Here is an 11,841-nt window from a genome sequence, read left to right on the forward strand (position 1 = left end):
CGCTTTTCCTCCGGCTGCTCTATCGAAATGACACCGTGTTTTATGAAGGGTGTTTACCACAAACGCCGGCTCTCGCCGGCGTTTCAAAATCTTATTCTATCCCTCTAAACAATCTGCTCCAGCGGATTTTGCCGAGGAAGGAGGAGTTCTCGTCCCAACTCATCCAAATGAACAGGGCCTTGCCTACAATATGGTCTTCGGGTACAAAACCCCAGTACCGCGAATCAGCCGAATCGTGGCGGTTATCGCCCATCATCCAGTAATAATTCATTTTAAAGGTATAGCTGGTGGTTTTCTGACCATTTATCAATATCTCACCATTTAATATCTCCAGCTTATTGCCCTCGTAAACTTCAATAGCACGGCCATAAACAGGCAGTGTAAGGCTATCCAATTTAACCGTCCAACCTTTTTTAGGGATAATGATGGGGCCGAAGTTATCTACGTTCCAATCAAAATCCTTGTTTTTAGGGTCGAGCTTATACTTTGGCGTAGCAGCCGGAAACACCGGGTTAAACGGATCGGCAGCACCTGGTTGCTTAATATTTGCAGTGATAGATTTGATGTTTGAATAGGCTTTTATTTTGGTAGCCGCTTCTTTGGTCATGGTAGGCGAACCTATATTTTCGTAATTGGATACCTTCAGCTCATCCAAAATATCGGGGTTCAGATCGGTACCGTTATTTACAATGGTGTAATCAATTTGCGAGCCCGGCGGGGTTGGCATGGCTTTGCCGTTAACATATACCTGTGCGTGCAGCAGTGCAATGGTATCGCCGGGGGCACCCTGGCAACGCTTAATATAATTCTCGCGCTTATCCACAGGGCGGTTAAATGGCGCGTCGGCTTCCATTGGGTAGTTAAAAACTACCACATCGCCTTTTTTCACATCGCTTAAACCAGGCAGGCGATAATAAGGCAGTTCCAGCCCATCCCAGTAAGCCTTGGTACCTAACAAAGGCATGGTATGGTGCGCAAACGGGAAAGCGATAGGTGTCATGGGCGTACGTGCGCCGTAATTAACCTTGCTTACGAATAAGAAATCGCCCACTAATAAGGACCGCTCCATTGAAGGTGTTGGAATGGTGTAAGCTTCTATAAACAGGGTACGGATCAGCGTAGCTGCTACAACAGCAAAAATAATGGCTTCCGTCCACTCACGACCGGACGATTTAACCAGTTTCTTTTTATGCTTCTCTTTAAACTCGGCGCTTGCAGATGGCCCCCAATAGGTGGTTTCTTTGTCGAAGCCCCATTTGGGTAAAAACACAAACTGTAGCGCTACGCCACCAAGTATCTGCCCCAAGCTAACCTTACCATATGATTTAACAAAATCTACACAGATCCCTATTGCGACTAAAACGCCAATGCCGGGAATAAACAATAAGAACCACCACCAGACAGGTCTGCCGCTCAGTTCTATCATTACGTATAAATTATAAAAAGGTATTAAGGCTTTCCAGCCCGCAACACCCGCTTTCTCAAATAACTTCCAAAGGCCTATGTAAGGCAGAATAATGAGTAGAAAAAACGCAATAAAAAATCCTGCTAAATTCACTATGTATCTTGGTTAAACGTTAAAATTAAACATGTCTTCTACCGAGTGGAAGCCTTTTTTATCCTGCAGCCATTCGGCAGCTAATACTGCGCCTAAAGCAAAACCATTGCGATTGTGGGCGGTGTGCTTAAACTCTATGCTATCCACTTCAGAATCGTATATAACGGTGTGTGTACCGGGTACACTATCAATGCGGTGGCTCTCAATCAGCAACTCATCGGAGGCAACACTGTTATCATCCGCCGTTGGCGCATTTGTTAACAGGTTCACCCAGTCTTTTTTGCTATCCAGGTTATCCAATATCCCTTCCGCAATGGTTATGGCTGTTCCGCTTGGCGAATCGAGCTTTTGCGTGTGATGGATCTCCTCTACCTGCACTTCGTAGTACGGATAGTTATTCATCAGCTTCGCTAAAATTTTATTTACGTGGAAAAAGATGTTTACGCCCACGCTAAAGTTGGTGGCGTATAAAAGGGTGTTACCGCTTTCTTCGCAATTGGCCTTTACCGAAGCCATCATATTATGCCAGCCCGTAGTACCCACAACAACCGGCACGCCGGCGCTAAAGCAGGTGCTTATGTTATCCAAAACAGTACCGGGGGTACTAAACTCTATGGCAACATCGGCCTTTTGCAGGTTTTCTACCGTTAGGTCTTGCTGGTTGTCCTTATCTATTTTTAAAACGATTTCGTGTTGGCGGCTAAGGGCTATACCTTCTATAATTTTGCCCATTTTACCATAGCCTAATAATGCGATCTTCATCCGTATAAATTATTGCAGCTTACTATTTAAGCGTAAAGGTAATTTTTATACCCGGAATATACGAACTGTTAAAATTTGATGCATAAACCGGCTGGCCAATAAGCCCCGGGGCAACTTTTATGGAGAGATCGTTATCAACCGTATAAGAGCTGATGAACTTGGCATCGATGTAGGCATCAACAGCCTGGATACCCCAAACCGCCAAAATACCCAAAATGCTTAGGTCGCGGTTACGCAGGTACCCGTCAGATGCATCTGCCAGCGTTTGGTAACCATAGCTTTTATAAAGGTCGTACTCGGCCTTATATTTTATATAGGATGGGTACAAAGGATCGTCCTTAACAGGTATGCTGCCGGTTTTACTGATCTTGGCGAGCGCCAAAAACTGTTTAAAATAGCCTTGGTTGTATATAACCGCAGCACCCAAAAGGCCTAATCCTCCGTAAATAAGCGGCACCTTCCAGTATTTTTTATTGTATACCTGCCCCCAGCCCGGTACGATCAACGATCTTTTTACGGCAAGGCTGGGTATATGTGTGCTATCGGGGTGGTAAACTTTTTCCTTTTTTATTTTGGGGGCGAAAGTACTGCGCACAACTGTATCGCGTTTAACAACTGCCGTGGTATCTTTAGTTTTTGCAAGGGTATCGGGCTTTTGCGCTAAACATACCGATGCAAAACTCAAAAAAAATATAGTAACAAACAGTTGTTTAAGCATAATTTACCAATCCAGCATTTCGAGTATACGGCCCAGATCATCTTCTGATAGGAACGGTATTTCTATCGATCCATTGCCTTGGGTATTAACTTTTAGCTTTACCCTCGTGCTGAATTTGGAAGCAAGGTCGTCCTGGATCTTTTGCATCTGAAAAGTGAGCGACTCCGGCTGTTTGCCTTCACGTTTATTGGGTGCCTGTTGTATCTCCCTCACCAATTCCTCCACCTTACGTACCGATAGCCCCTGCCTTATAATTTGCTGGTGAATATACAGTTGCGTAGCCGGGTCTTCCACGGCCAGTAAAGCTTTGGCATGGCCCATGCTTATTTCAGCATCGCGCAGGGAAACCTGTATGGTTGGCGGTAATTTTAAAAGCCTTAAGTAATTGGTAACCGTGCTGCGGTTTTTGCTTACGCGATCACCTAACTCTTCCTGTTTCAGCTTCAGCTCATCAATCATACGCTGAAAGCTCAGGGCAACCTCAATAGCGTTTAGGTCTTCGCGCTGGATGTTCTCTATCAGCGCCATCTCCAGCATTTGCTGGTCGTTAGCACTGCGAATGTACGCCGGTATTTGCGTAAGGCCGGCCAGTTTACTGGCACGCAGCCTACGCTCGCCCGATATGAGCTGAAAACTATGCGAATTGATGCGCCTAACGGTAATAGGCTGTATTAAACCTTGTAGTTTAATAGATGCGCTCAGGTCGGCCAGCGCCTGGTCGTCAAATTCGGTACGGGGCTGAAAAGGGTTTACCTCAACCTCGCTTATCTTTACTTCGCTTATAGACCCAAGGCTGTTAGTTTCGGATACCGAACTGCCCTGTGTGATATTCTTATTTTGATTAACGCTTGGCGAATCGTTCAATAGCGCGCTTAAACCCTTGCCAAGGGCGTTTCTTTTCTCTGCACTCATATAGCTTAAGCGGTTTCGATAGTTGCCAGTTGTTCATCCTTTACCAGCCCGTTCTTGCGAATGATCTCGCGGGCCAGGTTAAGGTAATTAACCGCACCCTTACAGTTAGCATCGTGCATAATTACCGATATACCGAAGCTTGGCGCTTCGCTTAAGCGGGTATTACGCTGTATAATGGTATCAAAAACCATATCTTCAAAGTGCGTTTTCACCTCGTCAACCACCTGGTTAGAAAGGCGCAGGCGCACATCGTACATGGTTAATAATATGCCCTCTATTTCCAAATTGGTGTTTAAGCGGGTTTGCACAATTTTAATAGTGTTAAGCAATTTGCCCAAACCTTCCAGTGCGAAATACTCGCATTGTACCGGGATAATAACCGAATCAGCAGCTGTAAGCGCGTTAATGGTTATTAAACCCAATGATGGCGAGCAATCGATAATAATAAAATCGTATTCGTTACGGATGCTTTCCAACACCGCTTTCATTTTATACTCGCGGTTGGGAAGGTTTATCATTTCAATTTCGGCACCAACCAAGTCTATATGCGCCGGTAGCAGGTCCAGGTTTGGTGTTTCGGTTTTTTGGATAGCATCATGCGGGTCGATATCATTAATGATACACTCGTATATGCTATTTTTGATATTGCGCGGATCGAAGCCGATACCCGATGTGGAATTAGCCTGCGGGTCGGCATCAAGCAACAGGGTTTTAAAATCTAATACTGCCAAACTTGCGGCCAGGTTTATAGATGATGTCGTCTTCCCTACGCCACCTTTTTGATTGGCCAAAGCTATAATTTTACCCATTATATATGTTCAAAAAATTAATTAAGCGGTTTATTTGAAACGAAAAACCAGTACAGAAATTTTTATGTTTGTAATGTTTTTTATCCGCGATAAAGATACACATTAAAATAATTTAGAAATCCACAGCATTTACCAACTTACAAACATTGCGGAGGAAAATTAGGGCATTAGCGAGGGAGTTAATTAGTGATTTTAGCCTCATAGGTAATAAAGTCACAATTTCTTATTCACTAGATCACTAATTCAATCATTCACTAATTAAAAAGCATGCTTACTATTATATCAGGTACCAACCGCCCAAATAGCTCTACATTTAAACTATCTAAATACTATCAAAAACGGCTGGCCGAAAAAGGGCAGCAGGCTAACCTGGTTTCGCTTACCGACCTGCCGCCAAATTTAATAGAGACCGACCTCTACGGTAAACGTAGCCCCGAATTTGAAAAGATCCAAGAGATGGTTACCGGTACCGACAAATTTTTATTTGTGATACCAGAGTATAACGGCAGTTTCCCCGGTGTGCTAAAAGTGTTTATAGATTGCTGCGATTTCCCGGATAGCTTTTACGAAAAAAAGGCCGCGCTGGTGGGCCTTTCTTCCGGCAAATATGGTAACATACGCGGCATCGATCACTTTACCGGGATATGCAATTATGTGCATCTGCATGTATTGCCGCTTAAGATCCATATCGCGGCCATCAAACAGGAGCTTGATACAGATGGGAATTTGTTTATTGCCGATACCCTGAAGTTTACCGACGAGCAATTAGATAAATTCATCAAATTCTAATAGCAGCAAATCGTTTTTCGCTCTTGTAATTAAGTTTATTAGGTTTATAGAATTTGTGTATATTGATGCCGCCAATTATAAACCTTAACTAAAGAATGAGATACTTCTACGCGCTACCCATGCTTTTTCTTTTTATTACCGCAACATCATTTGCCCAGGGGTATAAAGATGGTTATGCCGTTACGCAAAAAGGCGATACACTAAGGGGCTATATAGACCATAGCGGTTTAGACCGTAACCCCCATATAGTTAAATTTAAACAAACCGGCATAGCGGAAGTGCAGAAACTCCCCATCAGCCAAATACGCTCATTCGCCTTTACCGGGCTGGAACAATACGAACGCCATTTGGTAAGTATCAGCCTTGATGTGACCGACGAACACCGGCTGAACAGCGGGCGCGATACCAGTTTTAAAGTTGATACCGTGTTTTTAGAAGTGCTGCAAACCGGAAAAAATGCAACCCTTTACGCCTACACCGATGATATTAAAAGCAGGTTTTACACCAGTGATGCAGCTGGAGCAACTCCTTTAGAACTCATTTTTAAGGTGTATTACCCTGCCGAAACAGGCAGCTATAACCGTGAAACCCAAAGTGAAACCTCCTATAAAAAACAACTCTCGGGGCTGGCTTTAAAAAAAAACATGCTTAACGACAGCATGAAAAAAATAATAGACAAGGCAGAATACACGCAAATCGCCATGCAGGAGGTAGTGGCTAAAATAAACGGCACCCCAAAAAGCGAAATAGCAAAGAAAAGCAAGGGCATTGGTACCATTGGGTTGGTGGTGATAGCTACGTTTGTAGTTCTCGCTATTTTAAACGCAGCTTTTTGATGCGACATTATTCACACCAGAAAACTATACAGCCTAAATTTTATATGAAATACTGTTACGCGCTACCCTTCCTTTTTCTTTTTATTACCGCAACATCATTTGCCCAAAGCTATAAAGAAGGTTATGCCGTTACATTAAAAGGTGATACGCTAAGAGGCTATTTTGATAATAGCGGCGTAAACCGCAAGCCCCACATAATTAAGTTTAAACCAGCCGGAACTGAAAACATAACAGTTTTAACAACCGATAACACGAGGTGTTTTAGCATTAACGGGCACGACGCATATGAACGCTATGCGGGGCCTATTACCCTTGATCACATTAGCGAACAACAAGTATTAAACGAACGGGATACATCAATGAGGATTGATACGGTATTTTTAAAAGTACTGCAAAAGGGAGAAAAGCTGTCCCTTTATTCGTTTAGCGATCATGTAAAAACGCGTTTTTATATCACCGAAAAAGATGGCGAAATGCCGGTAGAATTAGGGTACCGCCTTTACTATAACTCGGCAAAGGTAAACGTATATACGGGCACCGGCCGTACGGTAAACGAAAGCACATTTATGACTCAATTATACAACATCGCCCTTAAACACAATTTAATGACACCCGATATGCAACACAAAATTGAATGGCTACGCTATACGAAAAGTTACATACTTGAGGTTGTAAACAAAATAAACGGTGTAAAAAAATAAATATCTAACACTATCCAATAATCCAACGCTCCCTAAACATGAAGAAAATTTACTTATCACTATCACTTACATTTTTATTTACCACGCTCGCTTTAGCACAAAGCAATTTCAAACCCGGCTATGTTGTAACCTTAAAAGGCGATACCGTAAAAGGCGAAGTGGATTACCAGGAATGGGGCAGCAACCCCACAAGCATCCGTTTCAGAACACCGGATAACAAGATCCGCAATTTTACTCCAACTGATATTAAATATTTTAACATCGATAAGCTGGACATCTACCAGCGCTACAGCGGGCCTGTTAGCCGTGATGAAACAAATAACAACCGGGTACTCGGTGGCCGCGATACCAGCTTTACCGTACAAGATGTTTTTTTAAAAGTATTACAAACCGGTAAAGTGATTAACCTTTATTCGTATTTAGATGCTATAAAACCACGTTATTTTTACAGTGACCCCGGTGCTGATAACGCTGTACACGAATTGGTTTACAGGGTGTATTATAACGGTAACACCGGTGAGATACAAAAAAGCAAGACAACTATAGAGGCAACTTATTTGCAGCAGCTTACTGCTATAGCTTTAAAAGCAAACCTGCTTGACGACCGCTTACAACAAACAATGGACGGTGCCGAATACAACAAACCCGATCTGCTGAAAATTGCAACCGCCATGAACGGGTATACCAAAGACCAGGTTGCTTCAACCCAACCCAGCGGTAGTAATGATAATTTTGATCTGTATGTCGGCCTTGGCGTAAATACAACTAAAACCACCTCGCGCGACCAGAATGGCGATGCGGCGGGAGTGCCATATAACTCTATTTTGCCGAGAGCGGTGATCGGTTTTAATGCTTACGTTAATCCAAATACTCGCAGGCTGGTGTTTTCTATTGAATTTTCGGTAACAGATATTAAATATAAAAATACTTTCTTAAATACATCATATAGTTTCGATCAATTGGTAACCTCTTTAACACCTTCCGTTTCTTACAACGTTTATAACGGCGATAACTTTAAATTTTATTTATCGTTGGGTTTTGGTATAAGCAAATATACTTTTTTCAATAAGAAATTTTTGAAATATGATGGTACGCCTTTACCAAACGAGTACTTACCATTTTTATTTAGCAGTTACAATAATGCAATAACCTACAAAGTTGGATTTTTAATTTACAAAAAATTCCAGGTATATGCCGAACATTTATCTGGAAACCCAATTTCACGCGACAGCGTTTATGGGCTTAAACAAACCAGCTACAACTTTGGTGTAAACTATATTTTAGGTAAACAGAAATAACTATCGCACCAACAGCACCCAACCCGACAAGAGCGGTGCTCCGTTCTTCAGATCTATTAAATAATAATAAGTGCCGGCAGGTAATTGCTTGCCATTATAAATGCCTGTCCATGGTTTTTTGTAACCAATATCGGTGTACACCTGCTGGCCGCTTTTATTGTAAATAGTGATGATGCTTTGCACGTAGGTTTCTAAGGCCTCAATATTCCAGATATCGTTAGTACCATCATTATTGGGCGTAAACGTATTGGGGATCACTATCTTTTTATAAACCCTCACAAAAACCTGGTCTTGGGCGGTAAAACAACTGTTTAGCGAGGTAACGGTTAGGGTATAGGTAATATCATCTATAGGGTTGGCGGTTGGTGTTGCCGAATGCGGATCTGACAGGTAAGTGGCCGGTGTCCATTCATAGCTTAATATCTCGCCGGTGGCGTTGCCATCCAGTGTAACCGACTGCCCCTCGAAGATCTTTTTGTCTATCCCCGCGTTAGCTACCGGGCGGTCTATCACTTTTACTTCCACCTGCGCTGTACTGCTGCAACCGTTGGTGCCCATTACCGTTACCGTATATACAGTGGTTGCTTGCGGACTGGCGACCGGGTTAGGCAAATTAGGGTCTGACAACCCCGTTGTGGGCAACCAACTGTACGATGCCGCACCCGGCGCGTTTGCAGATAAGGTGGTACTGGCGCTTTGGCATATCACAGCCGCGGGGCTTATGGTAATCACCGGCTTTAAGTTAACGGTAACCTCTGCTTTCCCCGGCTGTTGGCAGCCCGCCGCAGATGTTACTATAACGTTGTATTCACCGGCATTTGCCGCCGTCACATTTGGAATAATTAGTGGGTTTTGGGTAGTAGCGGGCAGGTTTGGCCCCGTCCAGCTATAAGTTGCTCCGCCGCTTGCCGTGAGGGTAAGCACATCCCCTTCGCAAACAGACGTTGGCGGAATGGGCGGCACAACCGGGTAAGATGTAACATCAATACTCACGGGGTTAGAGTATACGCGGCAATTTAACGATACGATGTTGTCTCCCTCTGCCACACCCAGCCGGTACATATATTGGCCAAGCGGCCTGCTCGTGAAGGCTACATGCACGCCTGTACCCGTTTCGCCGGGCATATCAACCCAGCCATTGCCATCATTAAAATTTTGCTGCCATTGGTATTTTGGCAAAGTGTAGCCATCACCCGTGGTAGCCGTAATATCGTACTCCGCAGGCTGGTCCTTGCATACATTTTGGCTGGTAACCGTTGCCACGCCGCCAAAGCCTGCCTGTACTATAGGGCCGCAGGCCCTAAAGGTGATATCGTCCAGTAAAAGATCGTTGCCACAGCCGCCCGGCGCGTTGTTTACCATTCTCACTATCACATCGGCCACGCCCGCAGGCGTAGTAAAGAACGTGCCTTTTTTTTCCCAAAGTGGCGAGTTAGATGGAGGTATATCTCCTGTGTCGTACGTTTTTAGCACTACTCCTGCTGTTGTTTCAATAGAAAAAGTGATGTTTGGCTTCGTGCTTTGATTGCCACACGCCGAAGGAAGGATTACATTCAGGATCCAGGCGGAAAACTCGTAAGTTGTATTTTGGCAAAGCGAGCCCACGGGTGTCTGCTGTTTAAAAAATTGCCCGGGGTTGTTCGATGCGTTAATTATCATCATATAACCGTTGGGGTTACCGGTGTGATCTTGCAGTACGGTATGCCAGCTATTGCCAAAACACCCGCTTGTACCTGTGGCTATAGTGTAGCTGCCATCCGGCGGGCAGGTATTGCTTATATAACTGTAATTGGTAACCGTACCTGGCAAAGCAGGGCCATAACCGCTACCCGATCCAAAATCCTGGTTAATAACCGCATCACCCAAACCGCCCTTACATTCCTGGGCGTTGCTTTGCGCGGCAGCGAAAATTAAAAACAGGAAAAAAAGTATCTTTAGTCTGATTGGTAGCATGTTGGCACTGTTGTACAACAGTTATTTCCCAAAAATAATCTTTTTAAGATACCGTGCATGTTTATTATTTTTTATTCTCTTTATAATCCAAAGCAATATCAGGTTGAAACAAAACGCATCATCAAAAGTTGATTTATTTACCAACACGATAAAATGGAAGCCAGATTTATATACATAGCGCTCATCGGAACAATTTTATCAGCCTGTTCTCAAAATAAGCCGAAAACCGATCCTACCAAAAAAGATGTTGTACAGACGCCCGAAAAGCAGGAAGTAACCCTACCTGCTCCCTTCGAAACAAAATCTGTACAGAGCTATTGCAAGGTGATAGGCTGGCCAAACGGCAAAACACCAGTGGCACCCGCGGGCTTTAGCGTAAGCCTTTTTGCAGATAGCCTTAAAAATCCGCGCAATATTTACATAGCGCCTAATGGCGATATATTGGTATCGGAAGCCAATACCGAATTGAAAGGCATCAAAAAACTGGGGGCCAAGATCATCGGCGCGGCGGGTTCGCAATACTTAGGTAAAAGTGCCAACCAAATTACGTTGCTGCGCGATGCCAACGGAGATGGCGTGCCGGAGGTAAAAACAACCTTTCTGGATAAGCTGAACCAACCCTACGGAATGCTTATCATAGGCAACTCGTTTTACGTGGCTAATACGGATGGACTTTGGAAGTACGACTACAAAAGCGGCCAAACCAAAATAGAAGGCCCCGGCAAAATGATACTATCGCTGCCTGCCGGAGGTTACAACAACCACTGGACACGTAACCTGCATTCCAACGCCAACGGTGCAAAAATTTATATTTCGGTAGGCTCAGGCACCAACGTGGCCGACCATGGCATGGAAGTAGAAAAGCGCCGTGCCGATATTTTAGAGATAAACCCCGACGGTAGCGGCGAGCGCATTTACGCCTCGGGTTTGCGTAACCCGGCGGGCATAGATCTGCAACCCGGAACAGGTGTATTGTACGCCGTGGTGAACGAGCGGGATGAACTGGGCGACGAACTTGTACCCGATTATCTCACCAGCGTTAACGATGGCGGTTTTTACGGATGGCCCTGGGCCTACTTCGGCCAGCACGAAGACCCGCGCCTAAAAGTTAAGCGCCCCGATATGGTAAAGAAGACCATCACACCAGATTTTGCTTTGGGTGCCCACACTGCATCATTAGGCATTGCATTTTACGATGGCAAAAAATTCCCGGCAAAGTACAATGGCGGCACCTTTATAGGTCAGCACGGTTCCTGGAACCGGTCGTTACTATCTGGTTATAAAGTCACCTTTCTTCCCTTTGTCAATAACAAACCCGGCGCAAAAATGGAAGATTTTTTAACCGGCTTTATTGCTAATGATGCAAAAAAAGAAGTATACGGCCGACCGGTTGGAGTAACCGTTGCCAAGGATGGTTCGCTGCTGGTAGCCGATGACGCCGGCAATAAAATATGGCGCGTGGCCGCTAAGTAATATTGCTGTAAATGTTTACGATAGATAGCCCT

The 11,841-nt window shown here is 44.3% G+C and carries 11 protein-coding genes; 5 read left to right on the top strand and 6 right to left on the bottom strand.

Annotation, left to right across the window (positions count from 1 at the left end; all coding sequences use genetic code 11):
- Nucleotides 1-91: 91 nt before the first annotated feature.
- From lepB to EPL05_RS04305, 5 genes are read right to left on the bottom strand one after another with little or no spacing between them, the layout of a single operon-like run.
- On the bottom strand, nt 92-1,558 hold the full coding sequence (gene lepB, locus EPL05_RS04285; protein WP_128532441.1) for a signal peptidase I: 1,467 nt from the start codon (nt 1,556-1,558) through the stop codon (nt 92-94).
- A gap of 12 nt (nt 1,559-1,570) precedes the next feature.
- Nucleotides 1,571-2,320 carry a 4-hydroxy-tetrahydrodipicolinate reductase gene (dapB, locus tag EPL05_RS04290; RefSeq protein ID WP_128532443.1) on the bottom strand — a complete coding sequence of 250 codons (750 nt, stop codon included), beginning with the start codon at nt 2,318-2,320 and terminating at the stop codon, nt 1,571-1,573.
- Between the two features lie 22 nt (nt 2,321-2,342).
- Nucleotides 2,343-3,038, bottom strand: a complete 696-nt coding sequence (locus EPL05_RS04295) for a DUF5683 domain-containing protein (RefSeq protein ID WP_128532445.1) — start codon at nt 3,036-3,038, stop codon at nt 2,343-2,345.
- Nucleotides 3,039-3,041: 3 nt separating this feature from the next.
- Complete coding sequence (locus EPL05_RS04300; RefSeq protein WP_128532447.1) at nt 3,042-3,950, bottom strand: ParB/RepB/Spo0J family partition protein; 909 nt, start codon at nt 3,948-3,950, stop codon at nt 3,042-3,044.
- Nucleotides 3,951-3,955: 5 nt separating this feature from the next.
- A complete protein-coding gene (locus EPL05_RS04305; RefSeq protein WP_128532449.1) occupies nt 3,956-4,759 on the bottom strand; it encodes a ParA family protein in 804 nt (267 codons plus the stop codon).
- Nucleotides 4,760-5,026: 267 nt separating this feature from the next.
- Between EPL05_RS04305 and EPL05_RS04310 the strand changes: the two genes are divergently transcribed.
- The 4 genes from EPL05_RS04310 to EPL05_RS04325 all read left to right on the top strand — a co-directional run bounded on the left by EPL05_RS04310 (nt 5,027) and on the right by EPL05_RS04325 (nt 8,383).
- On the top strand, nt 5,027-5,548 hold the full coding sequence (locus EPL05_RS04310; RefSeq protein ID WP_128532451.1) for an NADPH-dependent FMN reductase: 522 nt from the start codon (nt 5,027-5,029) through the stop codon (nt 5,546-5,548).
- A gap of 95 nt (nt 5,549-5,643) precedes the next feature.
- Nucleotides 5,644-6,384, top strand: a complete 741-nt coding sequence (locus EPL05_RS04315) for a hypothetical protein (RefSeq protein WP_128532453.1) — start codon at nt 5,644-5,646, stop codon at nt 6,382-6,384.
- A gap of 44 nt (nt 6,385-6,428) precedes the next feature.
- The gene (locus tag EPL05_RS04320; protein WP_128532455.1) at nt 6,429-7,085 is read left to right on the top strand and encodes a hypothetical protein; all 657 of its coding nucleotides are present in this window, start codon (nt 6,429-6,431) and stop codon (nt 7,083-7,085) included.
- Between the two features lie 38 nt (nt 7,086-7,123).
- The gene (locus EPL05_RS04325) at nt 7,124-8,383 is read left to right on the top strand and encodes an outer membrane beta-barrel protein (protein ID WP_128532456.1); all 1,260 of its coding nucleotides are present in this window, start codon (nt 7,124-7,126) and stop codon (nt 8,381-8,383) included.
- Here EPL05_RS04325 and EPL05_RS04330 read toward each other — a convergent pair whose 3' ends face one another.
- Nucleotides 8,384-10,336: a gliding motility-associated C-terminal domain-containing protein gene (locus EPL05_RS04330; protein WP_128532458.1), complete on the bottom strand. Its 1,953-nt coding sequence runs from the start codon at nt 10,334-10,336 to the stop codon at nt 8,384-8,386.
- 153 nt (nt 10,337-10,489) lie between these two features.
- Between EPL05_RS04330 and EPL05_RS04335 the strand changes: the two genes are divergently transcribed.
- Nucleotides 10,490-11,809, top strand: a complete 1,320-nt coding sequence (locus EPL05_RS04335) for a PQQ-dependent sugar dehydrogenase (protein WP_128532460.1) — start codon at nt 10,490-10,492, stop codon at nt 11,807-11,809.
- Nucleotides 11,810-11,841: the final 32 nt, after the last annotated feature.

Source organism: Mucilaginibacter gilvus, from assembly GCF_004054195.1.
Classification (GTDB): Bacteria; Bacteroidota; Bacteroidia; order Sphingobacteriales; family Sphingobacteriaceae; genus Mucilaginibacter; species Mucilaginibacter gilvus.

Excerpts from the sequence above, each read along its gene's own strand:
- EPL05_RS04315 (WP_128532453.1), top strand. The coding sequence starts at position 5,644 with ATGAGATACTTCTACGCGCTACCCATGCTTTTTCTTTTTATTACCGCA.
- EPL05_RS04295 (WP_128532445.1), bottom strand. The coding sequence starts at position 3,038 with ATGCTTAAACAACTGTTTGTTACTATATTTTTTTTGAGTTTTGCATCG.
- EPL05_RS04325 (WP_128532456.1), top strand. The coding sequence starts at position 7,124 with ATGAAGAAAATTTACTTATCACTATCACTTACATTTTTATTTACCACG.
- EPL05_RS04300 (WP_128532447.1), bottom strand. The coding sequence starts at position 3,950 with ATGAGTGCAGAGAAAAGAAACGCCCTTGGCAAGGGTTTAAGCGCGCTA.
- EPL05_RS04320 (WP_128532455.1), top strand. The coding sequence starts at position 6,429 with ATGAAATACTGTTACGCGCTACCCTTCCTTTTTCTTTTTATTACCGCA.
- EPL05_RS04335 (WP_128532460.1), top strand. The coding sequence starts at position 10,490 with ATGGAAGCCAGATTTATATACATAGCGCTCATCGGAACAATTTTATCA.
- EPL05_RS04310 (WP_128532451.1), top strand. The coding sequence starts at position 5,027 with ATGCTTACTATTATATCAGGTACCAACCGCCCAAATAGCTCTACATTT.
- EPL05_RS04305 (WP_128532449.1), bottom strand. The coding sequence starts at position 4,759 with ATGGGTAAAATTATAGCTTTGGCCAATCAAAAAGGTGGCGTAGGGAAG.
- EPL05_RS04330 (WP_128532458.1), bottom strand. The coding sequence starts at position 10,336 with ATGCTACCAATCAGACTAAAGATACTTTTTTTCCTGTTTTTAATTTTC.
- dapB (WP_128532443.1), bottom strand. The coding sequence starts at position 2,320 with ATGAAGATCGCATTATTAGGCTATGGTAAAATGGGCAAAATTATAGAA.